Below are 20,815 nucleotides of genomic sequence, written 5' to 3'. Positions count from 1 at the left end.
GCCAGTCCCGTAATGACGGGCTGGTCATCAGTTGCAACCCCTACCAGTTAAGCCCCCGGAACCAAGGTAAGAGGCGCACTCATGACCCAGCCCGAACACAATCCCTTCGGCCTTATCGGCCTGACCTACGACGACGTCCTGCTGCTTCCCGGACACACGGATGTCATCCCGTCCGAAGCGGACACGTCTTCCCGGATCTCCAAGCGCATCACCGTGCAGACGCCGCTGCTGTCCGCCGCCATGGACACCGTGACCGAATCCCGCATGGCCATCGCCATGGCGCGGCAGGGTGGCTTGGGCGTGGTTCACCGCAACCTCGCCATCGACGACCAGGCGGAGCACGTTGACCGCGTCAAGCGCAGCGAGTCCGGCATGATCACCAATCCGTTGACCATCGGTCCGGAAGCCACCTTGCAGGAACTGGACGAGCTCTGCTCCCGGTACCGCGTGTCCGGCCTGCCGGTTGTTGACACCGACGGCCGCCTCCTGGGCATCGTGACCAACAGGGACACCCGCTTCATCCCGGAATCGGACTTCCCGTTCCGTAGTGTCAGCGACACCATGACCAAGATGCCGCTCATCACCGGGCACGTGGGCATCAGCCGCGACGAAGCCTCGCACAAGTTGGCCACCAACAAGATCGAGAAGCTCCCGCTGGTGGACGAACAGGGCCGGTTGAAGGGCCTCATCACCACCAAGGACTTCACGAAGGCCGAGCAGTACCCGCTCGCCACCAAGGACGATGAAGGCCGCCTGCGGGTCGGCGCTGCCATCGGCTTCTTCGGTGACGGCTGGGAGCGCGCCATGAAGCTCATCGACGCCGGCGTTGACGCACTTTTCGTTGACACGGCCAACGGCCACTCCCAGGGCGTCCTGGACATGATCCGCCGCCTGAAGTCCGATCCCGTTGCAGCACACGTTGACGTGATCGGTGGCCAGGCCGCCACCCGTGAAGGTGCGCAGGCTCTGATCGACGCCGGTGCCGATGGCATCAAGGTTGGCGTCGGACCCGGATCCATCTGCACCACCCGCGTTGTTGCAGGCGTGGGCGTTCCGCAGATCACCGCAATCCATGAATCCGCCAAGGCTGCCATCCCGGCAGGCGTCCCGCTGATCGCCGACGGCGGCCTGCAGTACTCGGGCGACATCGGCAAGGCGCTGGTCGCCGGCGCCGACACCGTCATGCTCGGATCCCTCCTGGCAGGTTGTGAGGAGTCCCCGGGCGACCTCATTTTCGTCAACGGCAAGCAGTTCAAGAGCTACCGCGGAATGGGCTCGCTGGGTGCCATGCAGTCCCGTGGCAAGAACACGTCCTACTCCAAGGACCGCTACTTCCAGGCTGATGTTTCCGGCGATGACAAGCTCATTCCGGAAGGCATCGAGGGCCGCGTTGCCTTCCGTGGCCCGCTGGCATCGGTCGCCTACCAGCTGGTTGGCGGTCTCCGCCAGACCATGTTCTACACGGGTGCGCCCACCATTCCCGAACTCAAGGCCCGGGGCAAGTTCGTCCGCATCACCCCGGCAGGCTTGAAGGAATCCCACCCGCACGACATTCAAATGACCGTGGAAGCCCCCAACTACGGCTCCCGCTAAGCACCTCCTGTTCCCCGCGGATTACCGCGGGGAACAGTTGTTTAACCACCCGACTGTGTAACCGCCCGGTATCCGCCCGACGGTGATGTCGGCCCTCGGGAATAGGCTGGGCACATGTCAGAGAAGTCCGCGCAACCGCGGCACCCGGAGTCGATCCCGCTGAATCCGGGCCAACCGGGAAAAGCGCCGCCCCGTAAGCTGGCCCTGCGGCCGTACGCACGCGCCGTCGGGCAGGTCCTGAAGGTGAGCTTCAAGGCCTCACCGGTGGCGGTCATCATGAAAGTCCTTGGCTCGGTGATCTCAGCGACCCTGCCGCTTGTCACCACGTACTTTGCAGCGTTGACCACCACGGCCCTGGCTGCCGGATACGCCGGGGACCCCGATGCGGGCCCCCGCGCAGTGCTTTACGTCGTCATCACAGCTGCCCTGGGCCTGTTCTGGGGTGCGTTCAGCAGTGTGGACCGCTACATCCAGCAGCTGATGAGCTTCAAGGTGGGCGCCATCGTGGGCGACCTGATGTACCAACGGTTCCTGGCACTGGAATTCTGGCGCTACGACGACAAAGAGACCGTGGATCTCTACGACCGCGCAAAGCGTTTCTCCGACTCCTATGCGCGGGTCCTGGACCGGATTGCGGCCATCTTCACCCAGCTCGTCTCGGTGATTCTAGCCGTCGGCGCGCTGTTGTTGGTGAGTTGGTGGATTGCCGTGATCGTGCTGGTGGCGATCGTGCCCAGCGTCTACCTTCAGTTCAAGCTGTCGCGTGAACAGATCGCCCACTGGAACACCCAGGTGGATTCGCGCAGGCAGCGCCGGATGATCGAGCAGAACCTGCTGCGGCCACAGCACATCGCTGAAATGCGGCTGTACGGCATTGTCGGCTATCTCATGGAACTTCGCTCCAGGTTGAGGGATGCCGACGAACGCAGGCGCCTGGACTTCCAGAAACGGTACATCCCCAAGCAGCTGGCTGCCGACGCCCTGCAATACGGCGCTGAAGTGGTATCGCTGGTGTGGGTGGTGGGGCAGATCATTGCCAGGGCCCAGCCGGTGGGTCAGTTCCTCTACGTCCAGCAGATCGTGAGCCGTGCATTGTCAACGGCGAACAACCTGGTGTCCTCGCTCAGTTCCATTGACGAGGACCTGGCCAACCTGAAGGACTACGAGCTTTTCATGGCGTTGCCGGTGCCCAGCGGAAACGAACAACCCTTGGAAGTGTCGCCCACCACCGTGGAACTGCGTGATATCCGCTTCAGCTATACGGGAAGTGACATCGAGGTCATCAAGGGTATTTCCATGACCATCAAGGCGGGGCAGCACATCGCCATCGTGGGGGAGAACGGCGCCGGGAAATCCACGCTGATCCGGATTCTGGCCGGGCTCTACCGGCCCGACTCCGGCCAGGTCTTGTTGGACGGGAAGGATCTGGCCGGAATTGACGTGACCAGCTGGCACCGGCACCTGGCAGTCCTGAGCCAGGAATTCCTGAAGTACGAGTTCGCCACGGCCGCAGAGAACATCTACCTCGGCGACGTCGACTTGCCCCGGGACGATCTGCGCATCCGGAAGGCGGCATCCGACGCGGAGGCCATGGAGTTCATCGACAAGCTGCCTAACGGGCTGGAAAACCATGTCAGCAACTGGATGGAAGATCCACGCGGGCGGAAGGGAAGCGGGCTCTCCGGCGGCCAGTGGCAGCGGCTGGCAATGGCCCGCAACTTCTACCGTGACGCCTCATTCATGGTGATGGACGAGCCCACCTCAGCCATCGATGCCCTGGCCGAGCACCGGATTTTCACGAGGCTCTTCGCCGATCGTAACAGCACCATCATCGCCATCAGCCACCGCCTTGCCACCATTGAGAAGGCGGACATCGTCTACATGCTGGAGGACGGTCGAATCGCCGAACAAGGTACGCACAGGGAACTGGTGGCCCTCCGCGGACGGTACTTCAGGATGTTCGAGTCCCAGCTTTCGGTGGATGAGGCCAGCCGGGAGAGTCCCGAGGCTTAGAGCGGGCCGTAGCCGGCATTGCCCACGGGATCGCGCCAGGTGGCAAGATCCTGTTCCAAAAGCGCCCGGAAGCGTGGATCACTAGCAGCTTTCCGACGCAGGGATTCCCGTGAACGGCCCATGATGGTGGCGGGGACGAGGATCGCGGCCACCAAAAGGAAGATCATGAACGCAAGAACCGTTGCCAGTGTCAGCAGCGTCCCGGGGTCCTGCCACGTTGAGGGTTTGGCCGTGAAAGCGAACAGTCCCGCGAAGACGACCAGGACAAACGCTACGAAGGAGAGCGCCCCCCGCAGGCTCCCGGGCCCACGATTGACCAGCGCACGGCTTGTCCGCGGCAACCGGTCCCGCACCCGGACGTAGAAGACGCCGCAGAGCACTGCGACTGCCGCGCCGGGAAGGCTGAGGGCGGCAATAGTCGCGAAGGTGCCAAGCCGGACCGCGAGGACGACGCCCAAAAGGACGAGGACTGCTCCGATTCCGGTCCCGGCAGCCCAGGCACCCATGTAGGCGCCGCGCGCGCCGGCGATTTCGCGCAGGCGGGAGCGCGCATTCGCCGGAGTGATGGCGGAGAGCTCAGGGGAAAGCCAATAGTCCAAGGGGCGGTCGGAATGGAAAAGTGGAGCGGGGCCGGACTGGTAGCTCACGCGTTCTGCTGCTCCAGTCCTGCGCGGATCCGGGAATCGAGCTGCTCACTCGCGAGGGCCGACGAGTCGAGGTTTTCGCCCTCGCCTTCAGCGATGGACAGGGAACCGTCGGCCTCCGCTTTGACGTGGACCGCGCGGGAGGTTCCGTCCTTAAAGTGCCGGCGCGTTGTGGCGGCCGCGGGGTATCCGTCCGGTGCTTGCTTCAGGTAGTAATCGGCCATCTGGATGGCCGTGGTGACCATGCCTTCGGAGCCCGTAATGGGGTGCAGCTCGTGAACGCCGTACTTGCTCAGGTTGAGCAGCAGGGCGCCCTGCTCTGCGCCAAACATGAAGGAGACATGTTCCGAGGACGGGGTCACGAGGGCCGTTTCCAGCCACGACGTGGAATCTGCAAGCACTGCTGTCACCGTGGCAGCCGGGCCGACGGGCTGGAGTGCGTCGTTTTCGATCTTCATCAATCCACGCTCCAACAGCGTGGATACCCCTGCCTGTTCCAGGGGAGCCCCGGCTGCGTGGTCGAGGCGGAAGAGGGTCTGGCACCTCAGCGCGCCGTCGGTGCCAGCCAGTGCAATAAGTGCGATGAGCTCATGTTCGGTAATGAGCAATGCCTGGGTTTCTTCGGTCTGCGTGGTCATTTCTGCCTTCTCTTGAGCGGTTCTGTGTCCAGTCTAGGAAGTCGGGGGGTCATGTGAGCCATCCCCAGACCTTCTTCGCGCCGTCGGCTATCGCTCCGGCGGCGTCCTGCGCTCCCTCCCACACATGTTTCGCGCCGTCAGCGATCATGGAAGACGCGGAATCGTAGCCCATGTTGGTGGCCAACAGGCCGAGGCCACCCCAGGCGATGCCGGCAATGGCGCAGGCAGGGCCGATAACCGGGACGAAACTGCCCACGGCCAGGGCAGCGGAGATGCCGCCGTCCACGGCCATTCCGGGGTGTCCCGTCTGGATGCCTTGATAGACCTGCAACCCGCCGGTCACGACACCCAATGCCCCCGAGACACGGCCGAGCATCGAACTGCCGTTGAGCAGTTGGGTACCCCTGACATACCCGGCGCCGGCAGCCTGTCCGTACTGGGCACTCAGCCACGGCCACCTCGTCAGTTCAGTCACCAATCCGCCCCTGGCCATCTGGGCCAGGATGGAGTCCGCCACCACGCCGTTGGCAGTCACGAGGGCGTTTCCGGCCCACCATCCCTGGCTGCCGCTGACGCCGAGCACGCCTTCCAAGCCAGTGGTGGGGGCGACTTGGCTTCCATTGCTACCGGGGACCTGTGGGACGTTTGGTCCGCCAGACCCGCCGGGACCGCCAGATCCGCCCGGTCCGAAGCCGGCAACGCCGCCATCAGCACTGGCCTTCTGCTGTTCATCGGCCTGGGTGCGGAGCATCTTGGACGCGTCATCCAGGGAACGGGAGGCTTTGTGCAGCATGGGGCGTAGGGTGCTGCTCCACTCGCGTCGGAAGCGCTCGCCGTCGTTTCCTTTCCACGCCACGCTGGTGATCAGGCTGTTGACCTGGAGTTCCTGGTTCTGGAGCCGGCTCCCGGCTTGTCCCATCTGCTTGGACAACGAGCGGAGCTGTTCGATGTCGGCTCCGTAGAATCCGGGCGCCATGGTTCCCCCTTGCATGGTGTGGTGTGTTTCCGCAGGCTATCGGATTTGTCCGGGATCCTGCCATGGGCACCTCTGCCCATGTGGAAACTGCCAGGCGGGCACCCTTGGTAGCCGGTGGCCCCGCAGCCGGCCGGGAAGGGCGCGGCTTCTTTCAGCGCTTTGTGAAGTGCCCACGCCATTTGCCGAATCGGGGTTCGGCAAGGGGTCCAGTAAAGTAAGAGCCGTGACTTATGAGATTGAGATTGGCCGTGGCAAGCGTGGGCGTCGTGCCTACTCCCTGGACGACATTGCGATCGTCCCCAACCGCCGGACCCGCGATCCCAAGGACGTCTCCGTCTCCTGGCAGATCGACGCCTACAAGTTCGACATTCCGGTGATCGCAGCGCCGATGGACTCGGCCATGTCGCCGGAAACGGCCATCGCCCTGGGCCGTTTGGGCGGCCTCGGCGTCCTGGACCTCGAGGGCCTGTGGACCCGCTACGAAGATCCCCAGTCCGTGCTGGATGAGATCTCAGCGCTCGCCGGCGAAACCGCGAGCCCTGCCGTTACCCGGCGCATGCAGGATCTCTACAAGGCACCCATCCAGCCTGAGCTCATTACCAGCCGCCTTGCCGAGATCCGCGCCTCCGGCGTCACGGTGGCAGGCTCCCTGACGCCGCAGCGCACCCAGGAGCACTACAAGACCGTCCTCGCCGCCGGTGTGGACATCTTTGTCATCCGTGGCACCACGGTCTCCGCCGAGCACGTCTCCAAGAACCACGAGCCACTGAACCTGAAGCAGTTCATCTACGAACTCGACGTTCCCGTGATCGTCGGCGGTGCCGCCGGATACACCCCGGCGCTGCACCTCATGCGCACCGGCGCTGCCGGCGTCCTGGTCGGTTTCGGCGGCGGTGCCACCACAACTACGCGCCGCGCCTTGGGCATCCACTCGCCGATGGCTTCGGCTATCAGCGACGTCGCCGCCGCCCGCCGTGATTACCTCGATGAGTCCGGCGGCCGTTACGTGCATGTCATTGCCGACGGCGGCATGGGCGCCTCGGGCGACATCGTCAAGGCAGTTGCCATGGGCGCCGACGCCGTCATGCTGGGCAGCGCACTGGCACGGGCCGAGGAAGCCCCCGGCAAGGGCTGGCACTGGGGCCAGGAAGCCCACCACCTTGAACTCCCGCGCGGCGACAGGGTTAACGTTGGAACTGTTGGCCCCCTGGAAGAAGTTCTCTTCGGTCCCGGACACCACACCAACGGCACCTCCAACCTCATTGGTGCCCTGCGTCGCTCCATGGCGACCACCGGCTATTCGGACCTGAAAGAGTTCCAGCGGGTCGACGTCGTCGTTTCGCCGTACCTCGGCTAGGCCTAAAACAGAAGGAGGCCCCCGGGAACAGACCACACGCTGCTCCCGGGGTCCTTTTTTGCCGGATTCTGTCCGGATGCACCTCATCGGCAGCCCTGCCCAAGGCGACGAGCAACAAGTAGGGTAGGGGATTACCAGCTGTTGCGTTTGAGGAGGGGTCCGATGAGCAATGTCGCAGGCGGTCCGCAGGTGAATTCTCCGGGGGCACTGAGCCCGGAATCCCGTGCCGCATCCATTGATGTCCTGAAAGCCACTGCCGAGCCGGGCAAGGAGTTGGACATCCTGATTGTCGGTGGCGGCGTGGTGGGCGCTGGTGCTGCCTTGGACGCGGTCACGCGCGGGCTCACAGTTGGCATCGTCGAAGCCAGGGATTGGGCGTCCGGCACGTCATCCCGCTCCTCAAAGCTCATTCATGGTGGCCTCCGCTATTTGGAGATGCTGGACTTCGGGCTGGTCCAGGAAGCCCTGCAGGAGCGCGGATTGCTGATCCAGCAGATCGCACCCCACCTGGTCCGGCCCGTTCCGTTCCTCTACCCGCTGACCCACCGTTTCTGGGAACGCCCCTACGTGGGCGCAGGCATCATGCTGTACGACACCTTGGGTCTGACGTCCGGCCACAGCCGTGGTGTCCCCATGCACAAGCACCTCTTCCGACGCGGCACCCTGCGTGCGGCTCCCAGCCTCAAAGACGATGCCTTCGTGGGATCGATCCGTTACTACGACGCCCAGGTCGATGATGCCCGGCTTGTGGTCAACCTGGTCAGGACAGCGGCGCATTACGGGGCACACGCGGCCAACAGGGTCCGCGTGGTCGACTTCCTCAGGGAGGGCGAACGCGTGGTGGGTGCCAAGGTGGAAAACCAAGAGGACGGCAGCGTCTTCGAGATCCGGGCCAAGCAGGTGGTGAATGCCACCGGCGTGTGGACAGACGAAACGCAGGCCATGGTCACAGACCGTGGCCAGCTCAAGGTCCGTGCCTCCAAGGGAATCCACTTGGTGGTGCCACGGGACCGCTTCCAGTCCACCGTGGGTCTGATCCTTCGTACTGAAAAGTCGGTGCTCTTCGTGATTCCCTGGGGCCGGCACTGGATTATCGGTACTACCGACACGGACTGGACGTTGGATAAGGCCCATCCGGCTGCCTCCAGCAAGGACATTGACTACGTGCTGGAGCACGTCAACAAGGTACTCAAGCGTCCCCTGACCCGTGAAGATGTTGAAGGTGTCTATGCGGGACTCCGTCCGCTTCTGGCCGGAGACAACGACTCCACCGCCAAGCTGTCCCGCGAGCACGTAGTGGCCCACCCCGTCCCCGGTCTGGTGGTGGTGGCCGGTGGGAAGTACACGACCTACCGTGTCATGGCCAAGGATGCCGTGGACGAGGCAACGAGGGCCATGGACGAGCGTGTCCCTTCCAGCTGCACCGACACCATTCCTTTGCTGGGAGCGGAGGGATTCAAAGCGGCCTGGAACCGGCGGGGGAGGTCCGCCGAGCAAGCAGGTGTGCACGTGGCACGCGTGGAGCACCTGCTCAACCGCTTTGGGTCCATGGCATCGGAAGTCCTCGCCACGATCTCCGACAGGCCCGAACTGGGCGAGCCGCTTCCGGGCGCCGACGACTACCTGGCAGCCGAAGTCGTCTACGCAACAACCCATGAAGGCGCTCGGCACGTCGACGATGTTTTGACCCGCCGTACCCGGATCTCCATTGAAGCGTGGGACCGGGGTGTGTCTGCGGCGCCCGTAGTGGCTAAGCTGATGGGAGAAATCCTGGGCTGGAGCGATGCTCAGCGTGAAAGCGAGATCAAGCACTACCTTGCACGTGTGGAGGCTGAACGACTCAGCCAGCAGCAACCCGATGACGAATCGGCGGATGCCGCGCGCATGGGAGTGGATGACATCGTTCCCCTCCGCTGACAGGCGCAGGGAGTTGAGGCCGGGAGGCCACATGGAGGGAACACGACTTGGCTGAACCACTGGACCGATATGATGCGGAACTGACCACCCCGGACACGGTCATTCTTGAACTTGTTGCCGAGGACAAGATCGACGCCGCAGCACAGTTGGCTCAAAAGCTCCATCAGGCCGGACGGATCTCGGACCTTGATGGTTTCCTGGAGCAGGTACATTCGCGAGAACACCAGCTGGCCACCGGGCTTCCCGGCGGAATCGGTCTTCCGCATGCCCGCAGCGAATTCGTGGACCGGATCTCCATCGCCGTAGGCGTCACCAAGTTTGGCCATGCGCTGGACTTCGGGGCTGCAGACGGCCCTGCCACACTGATCCTCCTCATCGCCACACCGGCCAGCTCCTTCTCGGACCATCTTGAAGTTCTGGCCACGCTTGCGCGTTCCCTCTCCAAGGAATCATTCAGGGAGTCCCTGCGCCGTGCGCACGATCCCGAAGTGATTTCCGAGCTCATCAACTCCAGCCTGGTCTTCTTCGACCACTAAGGATTGGTGCCCCACTCCAGGCGGCCCCAGCCCTCGTTTCGTTGTTCTACAGCCGGACGAAGTACGGTTAAGGAGTGTTGAAAACCGCTCTGAAACCCCGCTGGATCGCAGGACTGGTCTTTGCGCTTCTGTTGTCCGGGGTGTTCGTGCTGCTTAGCCAGTGGCAGCTCAGCCGGTCCACCCAGCACGAGAGCCCTGCTGCTTCCACCACTGAAGAAGTCAAACCCCTGGTCGACGTCCTGAAGCCGGGCCAGTTCTTCCCCGGCTCTGTTTCCGACCAGATGGTCACCGCCACCGGCTCCTACGATCCAGGCAAGCAGGTCCTGGTCGAGGGCAGGCTTTACAACAACCAAAAAGGTTTCTGGATCGTCACGGCCTTCGAGGTCAACGGCGCTCCTACGCTGAAGGGTGTCGCAGCCTCGCCGCAGACCTGGATTCCCGTAGCACGCGGCTGGGTGGCTGATGCCGCCCAAGCGGGCCCGCCGCCGTCGGGCACTCTTACGCTGACCGGTCGCCTGATACCGTCCGAAGCGCCCGTACCAAATGTCGACGCCGGCCCGGGCCGCGCGTCGGCGGTCTCCACCGCGGAACTCATCAACAGCTGGGATGTTTCAAGCTACCCCGGTTTCATAGCGGCCACATCCGAAGTGGCTGGCGGTGTGAGCGTCCCACTGGGCGACAACGTCAAGGCCCTCAATATTCCACCGCAGCCACCGGCAGAGCAGATCAACTGGCTGAACCTCTTCTACGCCGTGGAATGGGTGGTGTTCGCCGGATTCTCCGTCTTTATCTGGTGGCGGCTGGTGCGTGATGACTACCGCCGGGACCTCGAAGACGACGAGGACGACGACTACTACGATGAGTTTCCTGAAGACCCCCATGCCTTGCCCGCAACTACCGAACCTTCAAGTCCCGACCCAGAACATAAGGTGCAGCAATGATTGAGCCCAAACCTGCCATCCAGCCTGAGCAGTCAGGACCGAAGCCCAAAAAGCGGCGGTTCGGCGGGACGGAAGCGCAGATCCGTTCGGCCTTGAAGTTCTACAAAGTCATGGCCTACCTGACTGGTGCCATGCTGCTCCTGCTGTGCGCTGAATTGATCGCCCGGTACGTTTTCGGTGTTTCACTCTTCGCCGGCGGGACCAACGCCGTGACGGGCCAGCCCTTTGGCTTTGGCTTTGCCGAATCCGAGCCCAAGGGCGTCATTGGTGGATTCAACATCTCCACCACGGTGCTGATCGTGCACGGCTGGATGTACGTGGTTTACCTCGTCTCCAACTTCCGCTTGTGGTCGTTGATGCGGTGGCCGTTCTCCAAGATGGTCCTGCTGGCGTTGGGCGGCGTGATTCCGCTGTTGTCCTTCATTGTGGAGAAGAAGTTCCACGCACAGGTGGAAGCAGAACTGGCAGCCAATCCCCAGGCTTCCAAGCGCTACTAGGCGCCACTGGTCGTTCCCGATGTGAGATGCCTAACGGGAGTGCCCGTTTTGGCCTCCGGCCGCCCTTGTCAACGTGCGCGGGGGCGGTCCGGCAAAGTAGTCTTGGTTGGTGACTACTCCCACCGCACCCCAGACTTCCCAGAAGCCGGTGCTGGTTGTTGACTACGGTGCCCAGTACGCGCAGCTGATTGCCCGCCGCGTCCGTGAAGCAAATGTGTATTCGGAAATTGTTCCGCACACCTTCACCACCGAGCAGCTTCTGGCCAAAGACCCGGCAGCCATCATCCTTTCCGGCGGGCCCTCCAGCGTCTACGCTGAGGGCGCACCGTTCGTAGGCGCCGACCTCTTCGAGGCCGGGGTTCCCGTTTTCGGTATCTGCTACGGATTCCAGGCCATGGCAAACGCCCTGGGTGGCAAAGTGGCCCAGACCGGGCTGCGTGAGTACGGCGCAACCGAGGCGCTCCTGGTGGGCGATGCACGTTCCATTCTCGACGGCGTCCCGGCGTCCCAGAACACCTGGATGAGCCACGGCGACTCCGTCCACGAGGCACCCGAGGGCTTCGAAGTACTGGCAACGACGGCCGGCGCCCCCGTGGCTGCCTTCGCCAACGATGAGAAGCGCCTCTACGGTGTGCAGTGGCACCCGGAAGTCAAGCACTCCGTTCTGGGCCAGCATGTCCTGGAGAACTTCCTGTTCAAGGGCGCCGGTCTGAGCCCCAACTGGACCACCGGCAACATCCTTGAAGAGCAGGTGGAGCGCATCCGCCAGCAGATTGGCGACTCCAAGGTCATTTGCGGCCTTTCCGGTGGCGTCGACTCCGCAGTTGCCGCTGCCCTTGTCCAGCGTGCTGTCGGCGACCAGCTCACCTGTGTCTTCGTAGACCACGGTTTGCTCCGTGAAGGCGAAGCGGAACAGGTCGAACGTGACTTCGTGGCCGCCACGGGTGTCAACCTGTACGTTGCCAACGAGCAGGAACGCTTCCTGTCGGCTCTTGCCGGCGTCAGCGATCCCGAAACCAAGCGCAAGATCATCGGCCGCGAATTCATCCGCGCCTTCGAGGAAGCAGAGCGGGCCATTATTGCCCAGGCTGCTGCCGAAGGCGAGAAGATCAAGTTCCTGGTCCAGGGGACGCTGTACCCGGACGTCGTCGAGTCCGGTGGTGGCGAGGGTGCTGCAAACATCAAGAGCCACCACAACGTCGGTGGGCTCCCCGACGACCTGCAGTTTGAGCTGGTTGAGCCGCTTCGCGCCCTGTTCAAGGACGAGGTTCGTGCCGTAGGCGCGCAGCTGGGTCTGCCGCAGGAAATCGTAGGCCGCCAGCCGTTCCCCGGCCCCGGCCTGGGTATCCGCATCGTGGGCGAAGTGACCAAGGAACGGCTCGATCTGTTGCGCAAGGCCGATGCCATCGCTCGCGCCGAACTGACGGCCGCTGGCCTCGACAACGACGTCTGGCAGATGCCGGTTGTCCTCCTGGCCGATGTTCGCAGCGTTGGCGTGCAGGGCGACGGCCGTACGTACGGCCACCCGATCGTGCTGCGTCCGGTGTCTTCCGAAGACGCCATGACGGCGGACTGGTCGCGATTGCCCTACGACCTCCTGGCGCGCATCTCCAACCGCATCACCAACGAGGTCGATGGGGTCAACCGCGTGGTGCTGGACGTCACCAGCAAGCCACCGGGAACCATCGAGTGGGAATAGCATTCTAAGTGGCCGGCTTCCATCGGGAAGCCGGCCACTGTGCTTTTCCGGCAGTTCCCCGCCGGTGAGCGATTGACATGTTGCAGTGAAAACCGGGCAATTTCGCGTCGGAACAGCGTTGCGGAGCGGGCTCGCCGTGGATTCCCGCTACCCTCGAAAGTATGCCGGTATGGTCCAAGGCGTCTAAAGCTAGTACAGAAAAGAAGGCAGAAGTTGTGTCAGTAGGTCAAGGCCAGGAAGAGGGCTCCGAAGAGCTCCGCAAATGGCTGTCTGGTCTCAAACCCGTCACCGGGGCAGACACTATGCTGCGTTTCGTCAAGACGCCCGAAGGCGCCATTGACCTCAGCAACGCGCACCCTTCGGGGCTGGCGCAGTTGCTGGCAGGGCGTCGGACGCGCCTGTCGACGCTCATCAGGGACCGCCAGCAGTACTTGGTCGCGGCACGTGCGGCGCGCAATATCCGATCCAAGATTTTCGAGCTCAGCAACGACCGCGGTATCGAAGCCGGGTATCTTTCTGCCGGCACCGTGGTGTGGACCTCTGCGGTGGGCGGCAAGCCACAGCGCGTCTCCGCACCCGTGATGCTCACGTCCATCGTCCTGACGGTCCGGCCGGGGGAGGACGACTTCGAACTTCAGCTCACTGAGCAAGCCCGGATGAACCCCGCCCTGGTGCGTCACCTCAAGACCGTCCATGGCATCGTCTTTGACGTCAATGCCGTGGCGCGAATGGCTTACAACACCGCACGTTTGGATCCGCAACCCGTCCTGGATCGCCTGTCCACGCTGGTTCAGCCGATCCATGGCGCTGAGGTTGAGTTCAATCTCCTGGTGACAACCCTGGCCGATCTGTCGGGCAACCTGGATGATCCTTGGATCAACCTGAACAACCCCACCGTGGCGGCCTTGGCGACGGCGGCCAACGGTGGCGACATCGAGCCGGAACCCATCAAGGCAGGCAGGTTCCCCAGCTTGGACCTCCGTGACCCGGCCGAAGAATTGCTCCTGCTCGACGCCGACACGGACCAGCAGTACGTGGTTGACGCCGTTCGGGCTGGAGACTCCCTGGTGGTCAGCACACCCCCGGGCAGCGGTCAAACGCAGACTGCCATCAACGCCATTGGCGCACTGGTGTGCGAAGGAAAGTCGGTCCTGGTGGTGGGGGACAGGCAGTCCAGCCTTGCCGGGCTTTCCGCGCACCTCGAATCACTGGGGCTGGATTCGCTTCTCTTCCGGCCAGGCAATGGAACCACCCCCCAGCAGCTCAAGGGCCAGCTGGTCCGGGCCATCATGCGCAACGAGAAGGCTCTTGAGCCCCAGCTCGGCAACCTTCACCAGACACTGACCGGGCATCGGCACGCCCTCATGGACCATGTCGCCTCCCTGCATAACGTGCGCGAACGATGGGGATGCTCGCCGTATCAGGCCATGCAGTCACTTGCTGAACTGACTTCGATCCATCCGGCACCCTCCACGACAGTTCGCTTGAAGCGCAGTGTCCTGGACAACATCAAGGACCGGGAAGAGCTGGCGGCCCGGCTCCGTCGCGCTGCCGAACTTGGCAGTTTCAGCCGGGCTTCGACCAACAGCCCTTGGTACGGTGCCCGATTGGTCACCCGCAAGGAAACCGAGGAAGCGCAGCAGCTTGCCCGCTTGGCGGCTGAGAAGCTTCCTGTCCTTCGTGACCGCATGAAACAGGTGTCCGATCACGCTGAGATCCGCCTGGGAGAAACCTTTACTGAGTGGGGCGCGCAGCTCGAACTCCTGATTGCCGTGCGCGAGAGCCTGGACAAGTTCACGCCGGACATCTTTGACCGTCCGGTTCACGATTTGATCTCCGCGACGGCCAGTTCTGCGTGGCGCCGCGAGCGGAACATCGAGATGCCTTCCATGCAGCGGTCCCGGCTGCGGCGGGTCGCCAAGGAGTATGTGCGGCCCGGAGTTCATATCGCCGATCTCCACAGCTCGCTGGTCCTTGTCCAGGAGCAGCGTGCGTTGTGGGCCGGTTACGCCACTACGCAGCGGCACCCGGCCGTTCCTTCCGGCCTGGCCGACCTCGGCGCACTGTACCGGGAGCTGGACGCTGAACTGCGGCGCCTCGGTGAGGCGCTCAAACACACGTCGGCCGGAGGCTCGCTCCACGGTACGCCTTACGCGGAGCTGACGGAACGCTTGGAACAGCTCGTAGCCGACACCGCCACGCTGGAAACCTTGCCCGAACGCACGCTCCTCATTGAAGAAATGCGCGAGCACGGCCTCGGGGAGCTTTTGGCGGATCTGGCGGAGCGGGAGGTACCTGCGTCCTCGGTGGCCGCGGAGCTGGACCTGGCTTGGTGGCAGTCCGCGCTGGAAGCAATGATCAGCGGCGACGACTATCTTGCGATGTCCGACGGCGACTCCCTGAGGCGCCTCGAAGCTGAATTCCGGCTTGCTGACCAAGCCCACATCGCCAGCGGTGCTGCGCGGCTCCGCTGGCAGCTTGCCCAAAGGTGGCGCCAGGGATTGGTGGAGCACCCTCGCCAGGCTGAACTGCTGCGGGCCTTGCTGAAAGACGGCCGGGTTACCCTGCCTGCGCTGAGCGCCCAAGCCCCGGACCTCGTGCCGTTGCTTGTCCCGGTGTGGTCGGTCAGCCCGTACCTGCTGACCGGCGTCCTGCCGGCTGAGCAGAAGTTTGATGCTGTCGTGGTCATCGACGCTGAGTCCACCTCGTTGCAAGCGGTCCTTCCCGCGATCGCCCGCGCACGGCAGGTAGTTGCTTTCGGCGACGCGAAGATCGCCAATGCGCGGACCTTCAGCGTGGCCGTCGAACCCCCGGTTGCCGGAGTCGCGAGCCACGAAACTGTGGAGAGTGCCTTCAAGGCCTTGGCCAGGGTCCTGCCATCGTGGCAGTTGAATTGGGTGTATCGGGCAGTGGATGAAGACTTGATCCTGCAGCTGAGCAAGAACTACTACGACGGCGGCCTGAAGCGACTGCCCGACGGCAACTCGGTTACGGGATTGGATCGCTCGATCCTTGTGGAGTATATCCCTGACGGCACCGGCCTTCCGGGCGCCGATCACGAGGGGGTCGAGTCCGTCACTGCTGAGGTCAACCGGGTGGTGGATCTTGTCTTTGAACATGCCACGCTGCGTCCCCGCACCAGCTTGGCTGTGGTGACGGCAAGCCTGCGCCACGCTGCCAGGATCGGCGAGGCCATCAGGCTTCAACTGCCGAACCATCCATTGCTGTCTTCCTTCTTCGCCGCCGGCCCCGAATCCTTCCGCGTGGTGGATCTGGAACGCGCGCAGGGCTTGGTGCGGGACCATGTGATCTTCTCCCTCGGGTATGGACGCACCCCGCATGGCCGGGCGCTCCACTCCTTTGGACCGCTGTCCACTGAGGGCGGGCGTAACCGCTTTGCCTTGGCCATGACCAGGGCCCGGCGCTCCATGCACGTCCTGAGCTGCTTCCGGCCCGAGGACCTCGACCTCGATCGCCTGGCACACGGCGCAGTGGACTTCTACGAGTTGCTGGACAGGGAGCTCTCGGGGAACAGCAATCTCGGAACCCCGGCTTCCCGTGCCGTTGCCAGCGAGCAAGCACTTGGCGAGGACCCGTTGGTGGCGGATCTTGGCGAACGACTGCGTGCCCGCGGCGCCCGTGTCTGGCACCTTTACGACGGTGTGCTGGACATAGCCGCAGCCGCTGATCCTGTGCACACCATTGGCAGGGAAGGTGCTGAAATTCCCACGCCCGTAGCCATCGAGTCCGATGGCACGGAACGATACCGGCGCATGAGTGTCCGTGAACGCAGCCGGCTGCGGCCTCAACTGCTGGAGCGCATGGGGTGGCGTTATATGTCGCTGTGGACGATCGAAGTCTTCACAGACCCGTCCTCCTGCGCCGATCGCATCGGTTCCTACCTTGGACTGGAAAACCACATTCCGAAGGCTGCCGAGTCGTCTCAACATGGCTTCCTGGACATGGATGTTGAACAATTGAATCTGGACAAGGCTCAGCCTGTGTTCACCCGTTCCCCGGCCACCGGCCCGGATCACCAACCCGAGGAGGATGCCAAGGGGACGCGGGACCAGACAGGGGACAGGAAAGAAGCACCAATGACGGAACAAGGAAATAGTTCCACCGACGGCTCTGCCGGGGAGAACAGTGGATCGGACAACACGGCAGCTGAAAAAGCCGCCGAGCCGACGGCTGCCAAGCACAGCTCGGGCGGCATCCTCCCCACCAAGGCCGCGGAGGACGATCCCCGCAGATGGGGCGATGAAGCAGGCTATGACCACGAGCAGTGGTTGAAGGAACAGAAGCCCCCGCACTGGGGATGAGCGATTGAGCAGCTTCATGGGCTGACCAGAACAAAGAAAAGCTTGCCTTGCGTGGATGCGCCGGCAAGCTTTTCTGCTTGTTGGGGGTTGGCAGCGACCACCACCAGCCCTTCTGTATCGCTGGTGCCAAGCCATTCGCCGGCCTTGCCGCCCTGGGCCGAAGTCCAGAGAACAGGAACAGGGCCAGCCAAAACCTGGCTCTGGCGGGATTCGTCATAACTGCCGGACGCTGTGAGGACAACGGTCACCAGCTGCCCCGGCGACAGAAGCTGGATGGAAGAAGGATCTGCCATGCGCAGGGGGACGGCAGCGGAACCTGCAGGAGTGCCCGCGAGCAAGCCAGGGCCCAGGAGGCTTGAATCCGTGGGTGTTTGTCCCTTGCCCAAAGGCGAGGCCAGCTGGCGCCCAACCAGGGTCGCGACATCATCCACCCACGCGGAGATGGCCAGCTCGGCTGCGACATCGACCCTGGTGAAATCTGACTCCTTCAGGCTCGCGCCGGCCGGTAGATCACGGGCTGCGACCAGGACGCTGACCCGGGCGGCCGACGCAGGCGTCAGCTGCTGTACCGCCAGACCGGCAGCAAGGCATAGAAGCAGCGCGACGCAAAGCCGCCGGTTGCGGGAAAGCCACGCCCTGAGTGTGGGCTTTCGCTTTGGAGGTCCGTTGCGCCGCGCACGGCCGAACCCCCCTGGAAAGCGCCTGGGGGAGGGCGAGGGGTGGTACGGCAACCGTTCATGTCCAGCTGTTCCAGCTGAACGCTCGGCATGGGCAAGGAAGGCGCTACGGGCGGAGTGTGACATGCCGCCACGGTAGTCAGCAGCCCCGGCCGCCTAACAGGGGCCGGGTTGCCTATGTGGAAAAGTTCCGGAGCTAGCTCGCCGCGGCGGCCGGTGCGGGAGCGGGCGTGGCCGCAGCTGCGGGTGCAGCCGGTGACGTGGGCGCAGCGGATACTGTGCTGCCCTTGGCGTCACGGGAGTCAGTGCGGTAGAAACCAGAGCCCTTGAAGACGACGCCCACGCTGTTGAACTTCTTGCGCAGCGTGCCTTTGCATTCAGGGCACTCTGTCAGGGAGCTGTCTGAGAAGGACTGGACGATGTCGAAGGCATGGTCACAGTCTTTGCAGGCGTATGCGTATGTGGGCACTGAGTTCCTCCTTTAGGACAAAGTTCAGGTCCTGCTCCGCCGTGCCGAATAACTTCCGCATTAGCAGTCCCAGGGCCTGAGTGCCAATTCTATCATCCGTCCCCCTGAGGTGTGCCAGCACTTGTGCCGGAGCTCACCAACCGGAACCCGCCGGAAATGACCGGGAGTCAGACGGGCTCCGCTGCGTTGTCGAGAACCACAACGCCCGAAGGTGTCAGCACTTCCCGCACCGGGCGATCGAAGGCCTCGGCGGGTATGGAGCCTGAAGGCAACAGATCGTCGTCGTACACCACCGCGATGGTGGGCGGCCGCCGGCCGGACGCGTCCAGGCCCTGCAGGAGCCGGTCGTAATAACCGCCGCCTTGGCCAATCCTGTTCCCGTCCCGGTCCACTGCGGTGGCCGGCATGAAGATTCCGGCCGTCGAAGCGACCACTGAACTGTCCAGGCGCTCACCGGTGGGTTCGTCGATGGGAGCGTAGGCGGACCTTGTGAAGACCGTGGACGGCGTCCAATACACCCAACTCAGTTGCCGTTCCGGTTCGCAGACGGGGAGCAGGACTTCATGGCCCGCTTCGTGGAGGGCTTCAAGCAGTGGCATGGTGGGCGGCTCGAAGGCGACTCCCACGTACACCGCGAACGACGACGGTGTTCCGGACGTGACGGAGCTGGCCCACGAGGAACCGTGCCGGGCTATCGCTTCGCCCGCATCAGCGATTTGCCCTGGTGTCAGGGCCCTTCTGTACAGCCGCCGGTTGCGGCGGATGTCTTCTTTCGACGCCATCTGTATCCAATCCTGGGGGTTCGTCGGGTCCGGTTAAAGTGTTTCCTTGTGTGTTGCCGGCAATAAAATGTACGGCCCGCGCGGCGGGGGGTTTAGCTGATGCTCTCTTCCTTCCGTTACATTAGTCCGGTGACTCTCGATAACAACGCTGTCCGTAAGGCCGTCATCCCCGCAGCGGGTCTTGGTACCCGGTTCCTTCCCGCCACCAAGGCGATGCCGAAGGAAATGCTGCCTGTGGTCGATAAGCCCGCCATCCAGTACGTCGTCGAAGAAGCGGTGAAGGTTGGCCTGCACGACGTCCTCATGATCACAGGACGCAGCAAGCGCGCCCTGGAAGACCACTTTGACCGTGTTCCGGCGCTTGAAGCGACCCTGGCTGAGAAGGGCGACACCGCCAAGCTGGAAGCGATTCAGTCGGCTACCAACCTGGGCGACATCCACTATGTCCGCCAAGGCGACCCGAACGGCCTCGGCCACGCAGTCCTTCGTGCAAAGCAGCACGTCGGCTACGAGCCTTTTGCCGTCCTGCTGGGCGATGACCTCATCGACGCCCGCGACGACCTCCTGAGCGAAATGATTGCGGTCCAGCAGAAGACCGGCGGTTCCGTGGTAGCCCTGATCGAGGTCGAGCCTTCCAAGATCAGCGCTTACGGTTGCGCCGACGTCGAGGATATCGGCGAGGACGGTTACGTCCGTATCAAGCAGTTGGTGGAAAAGCCGTCGCCGGAAGAGGCGCCGTCAAACCTCGCCGTGATTGGCCGCTACGTGCTGCACCCGGCCGTCTTCGAAGTCCTGGAGCAGACCGGCCCCGGCCGCGGTGGCGAAATCCAGCTGACCGATGCGCTTGAGGTCCTGGCTGCGGGCGAGGGCGAAGGCTATGGCGTGTACGGCGTGGTGTTCCGCGGCCGCCGCTATGACACCGGCGACAAGCTCAGCTACCTGAAGGCGTGCATCGAGCTCGCGTGCGAACGCGAAGACCTTGGTCCTGAGCTGCGCGAGTGGCTGCCGAACTTCACCGCCACGCTTCCCCAGTAACACGGATGTACGGGTCTGCGATCTGGCCGGTAACGCTGGAGTGCGGAGACCTGGCCCTTCGGCCCATCCGCTATCGCGACAAGCGGGAATGGTCCGAGGTCCGTTCCCGGAACAGTGATTGGCTGGCACCGTGGGAGGCGTCCAACCCGGCTCCGGGTGGCCGCCTCCCCAGCTACCGCCAAATGGTTTCGTCCCTGAACGAGCAGGCCCGTCAGTCCACCGCATTGCCGTTCGTCATCGTTGAACGCACGGCAGGCGCGCGGGAGCCCGCCATCGTTGGCCAATTGACGGTCTCGTCGATTGTGTGGGGATCGGCCATGATGGCCACGCTTGGCTATTGGGTGGACAAAGACCGGGCCGGGCGCGGGATCGCTCCCACAGCTGTAGCCATGGCCACCGACCACTGCTTTACTGTGTTGGGTCTGCACCGGATGGAAATCAATATCCGCCCCGAAAACGGGCCCAGCCTGCGCGTGGTGGAAAAGCTCGGATTCCGCGACGAAGGGTACCGGGAAAGGTATCTGCACATCAACGGACAGTGGGCTGACCATCGCTCCTTCGCGTTGACCTCCGAAGAAGTCCCGGAGGGTCTCTTGCGCAGATGGCTCAAAGGACAAACGGGCAGGTCATAGGGCTTTTCAGCTTTATCTCCAGTCATTTGCGGACTCGACCACGACACACCGGCCGCAATGCCGCCACCCCCGGTGATTTGCTTCTAC

17 protein-coding genes are annotated in these 20,815 nt (G+C 63.5%); 11 read left to right on the top strand and 6 right to left on the bottom strand.

The annotated features are described in order from the left end of the window. The first annotated feature begins 81 nt into the window (after positions 1-81). Positions 82-1,593, top strand: coding sequence for an IMP dehydrogenase (gene guaB, locus HMI60_RS13880; protein ID WP_018776621.1), 1,512 nt, complete (start codon positions 82-84; stop codon positions 1,591-1,593). Positions 1,594-1,707: 114 nt separating this feature from the next. Continuing rightward, positions 1,708-3,606 carry an ABC transporter ATP-binding protein gene (locus HMI60_RS13875; RefSeq protein WP_018776620.1) on the top strand — a complete coding sequence of 633 codons (1,899 nt, stop codon included), beginning with the start codon at positions 1,708-1,710 and terminating at the stop codon, positions 3,604-3,606. Here the strand turns inward: HMI60_RS13875 and HMI60_RS13870 are convergent. The 3 genes from HMI60_RS13870 to HMI60_RS13860 are packed head-to-tail and all read right to left on the bottom strand — an operon-like array spanning position 3,603 to position 5,864. After that, entirely contained in the window at positions 3,603-4,253 is a 651-nt protein-coding gene (locus HMI60_RS13870; protein ID WP_052247246.1) for a hypothetical protein, read from the bottom strand. The two genes, HMI60_RS13875 and HMI60_RS13870, sit on opposite strands and share 4 nt — an antisense overlap. Beyond that, on the bottom strand, positions 4,250-4,888 hold the full coding sequence (locus tag HMI60_RS13865; protein ID WP_018776618.1) for a hypothetical protein: 639 nt from the start codon (positions 4,886-4,888) through the stop codon (positions 4,250-4,252). Before HMI60_RS13865 ends, HMI60_RS13870 begins: the two co-directional genes overlap by 4 nt. Before the next feature lie 49 nt (positions 4,889-4,937). Beyond that, positions 4,938-5,864 (bottom strand): WXG100 family type VII secretion target, encoded by a 927-nt coding sequence (locus tag HMI60_RS13860; RefSeq protein WP_064721615.1) that lies wholly within the window; start codon positions 5,862-5,864, stop codon positions 4,938-4,940. Positions 5,865-6,087: 223 nt separating this feature from the next. On the opposite strand from HMI60_RS13860, the gene HMI60_RS13855 reads away from it, so the two are divergent. The 7 genes from HMI60_RS13855 (at position 6,088) to HMI60_RS13825 (ending at position 17,133) form a co-directional block, all read left to right on the top strand. Continuing rightward, entirely contained in the window at positions 6,088-7,221 is a 1,134-nt protein-coding gene (locus tag HMI60_RS13855; protein WP_018776616.1) for a GuaB3 family IMP dehydrogenase-related protein, read from the top strand. Between the two features lie 162 nt (positions 7,222-7,383). Continuing rightward, positions 7,384-9,138 (top strand): glycerol-3-phosphate dehydrogenase/oxidase, encoded by a 1,755-nt coding sequence (locus HMI60_RS13850; RefSeq protein WP_018776615.1) that lies wholly within the window; start codon positions 7,384-7,386, stop codon positions 9,136-9,138. A 47-nt stretch (positions 9,139-9,185) separates the two neighbouring features. Then, entirely contained in the window at positions 9,186-9,674 is a 489-nt protein-coding gene (locus HMI60_RS13845) for a PTS sugar transporter subunit IIA (protein WP_018776614.1), read from the top strand. Between the two features lie 74 nt (positions 9,675-9,748). Further along, positions 9,749-10,615: an SURF1 family protein gene (locus HMI60_RS13840; RefSeq protein WP_026266990.1), complete on the top strand. Its 867-nt coding sequence runs from the start codon at positions 9,749-9,751 to the stop codon at positions 10,613-10,615. Beyond that, positions 10,612-11,112, top strand: a complete 501-nt coding sequence (locus tag HMI60_RS13835; protein ID WP_018776612.1) for a DUF3817 domain-containing protein — start codon at positions 10,612-10,614, stop codon at positions 11,110-11,112. The genes HMI60_RS13840 and HMI60_RS13835 overlap by 4 nt, the downstream gene beginning before the upstream one ends. A 109-nt stretch (positions 11,113-11,221) precedes the next feature. Further along, complete coding sequence (guaA, locus tag HMI60_RS13830) at positions 11,222-12,811, top strand: glutamine-hydrolyzing GMP synthase (protein WP_026266989.1); 1,590 nt, start codon at positions 11,222-11,224, stop codon at positions 12,809-12,811. A 161-nt stretch (positions 12,812-12,972) separates the two neighbouring features. Beyond that, positions 12,973-17,133, top strand: a complete 4,161-nt coding sequence (locus tag HMI60_RS13825) for a DUF4011 domain-containing protein (protein WP_193589821.1) — start codon at positions 12,973-12,975, stop codon at positions 17,131-17,133. Positions 17,134-17,147: 14 nt separating this feature from the next. Here the strand turns inward: HMI60_RS13825 and HMI60_RS13820 are convergent, their stop codons facing one another. From HMI60_RS13820 to HMI60_RS13810, 3 genes are all read right to left on the bottom strand, one after another. Beyond that, positions 17,148-17,936, bottom strand: a complete 789-nt coding sequence (locus tag HMI60_RS13820; RefSeq protein ID WP_193589820.1) for an RcpC/CpaB family pilus assembly protein — start codon at positions 17,934-17,936, stop codon at positions 17,148-17,150. Between the two features lie 70 nt (positions 17,937-18,006). Beyond that, positions 18,007-18,279 (bottom strand): FmdB family zinc ribbon protein, encoded by a 273-nt coding sequence (locus HMI60_RS13815; protein WP_018776608.1) that lies wholly within the window; start codon positions 18,277-18,279, stop codon positions 18,007-18,009. Between the two features lie 167 nt (positions 18,280-18,446). After that, positions 18,447-19,061: a 5-formyltetrahydrofolate cyclo-ligase gene (locus tag HMI60_RS13810; protein ID WP_039242310.1), complete on the bottom strand. Its 615-nt coding sequence runs from the start codon at positions 19,059-19,061 to the stop codon at positions 18,447-18,449. Positions 19,062-19,160: 99 nt separating this feature from the next. Here HMI60_RS13810 and galU point away from each other — a divergent pair, with 99 nt between their 5' ends. Next, complete coding sequence (gene galU / locus HMI60_RS13805; RefSeq protein ID WP_018776606.1) at positions 19,161-20,096, top strand: UTP--glucose-1-phosphate uridylyltransferase GalU; 936 nt, start codon at positions 19,161-19,163, stop codon at positions 20,094-20,096. A gap of 5 nt (positions 20,097-20,101) precedes the next feature. Further along, positions 20,102-20,728 carry a GNAT family N-acetyltransferase gene (locus tag HMI60_RS13800; protein WP_018776605.1) on the top strand — a complete coding sequence of 209 codons (627 nt, stop codon included), beginning with the start codon at positions 20,102-20,104 and terminating at the stop codon, positions 20,726-20,728. Positions 20,729-20,815: the final 87 nt, after the last annotated feature.

Origin of the sequence: Paenarthrobacter sp. YJN-D (assembly GCF_015040335.1) — a bacterium.
In the GTDB taxonomy this organism is placed as follows: Bacteria; Actinomycetota; Actinomycetes; order Actinomycetales; family Micrococcaceae; genus Arthrobacter; species Arthrobacter nicotinovorans.
The sequence above is the reverse complement of the archived record's forward strand: the minus strand, read 5'-3'. Positions and strand labels throughout refer to the sequence as shown.

Excerpts from the sequence above, each read along its gene's own strand:
- guaB (WP_018776621.1), top strand. The coding sequence starts at position 82 with ATGACCCAGCCCGAACACAATCCCTTCGGCCTTATCGGCCTGACCTAC.
- HMI60_RS13875 (WP_018776620.1), top strand. The coding sequence starts at position 1,708 with ATGTCAGAGAAGTCCGCGCAACCGCGGCACCCGGAGTCGATCCCGCTG.
- HMI60_RS13865 (WP_018776618.1), bottom strand. The coding sequence starts at position 4,888 with ATGACCACGCAGACCGAAGAAACCCAGGCATTGCTCATTACCGAACAT.
- HMI60_RS13860 (WP_064721615.1), bottom strand. The coding sequence starts at position 5,864 with ATGGCGCCCGGATTCTACGGAGCCGACATCGAACAGCTCCGCTCGTTG.
- HMI60_RS13850 (WP_018776615.1), top strand. The coding sequence starts at position 7,384 with ATGAGCAATGTCGCAGGCGGTCCGCAGGTGAATTCTCCGGGGGCACTG.
- HMI60_RS13835 (WP_018776612.1), top strand. The coding sequence starts at position 10,612 with ATGATTGAGCCCAAACCTGCCATCCAGCCTGAGCAGTCAGGACCGAAG.
- HMI60_RS13825 (WP_193589821.1), top strand. The coding sequence starts at position 12,973 with ATGCCGGTATGGTCCAAGGCGTCTAAAGCTAGTACAGAAAAGAAGGCA.
- HMI60_RS13820 (WP_193589820.1), bottom strand. The coding sequence starts at position 17,936 with ATGTCACACTCCGCCCGTAGCGCCTTCCTTGCCCATGCCGAGCGTTCA.
- HMI60_RS13810 (WP_039242310.1), bottom strand. The coding sequence starts at position 19,061 with ATGGCGTCGAAAGAAGACATCCGCCGCAACCGGCGGCTGTACAGAAGG.
- galU (WP_018776606.1), top strand. The coding sequence starts at position 19,161 with ATGCTCTCTTCCTTCCGTTACATTAGTCCGGTGACTCTCGATAACAAC.
- HMI60_RS13800 (WP_018776605.1), top strand. The coding sequence starts at position 20,102 with ATGTACGGGTCTGCGATCTGGCCGGTAACGCTGGAGTGCGGAGACCTG.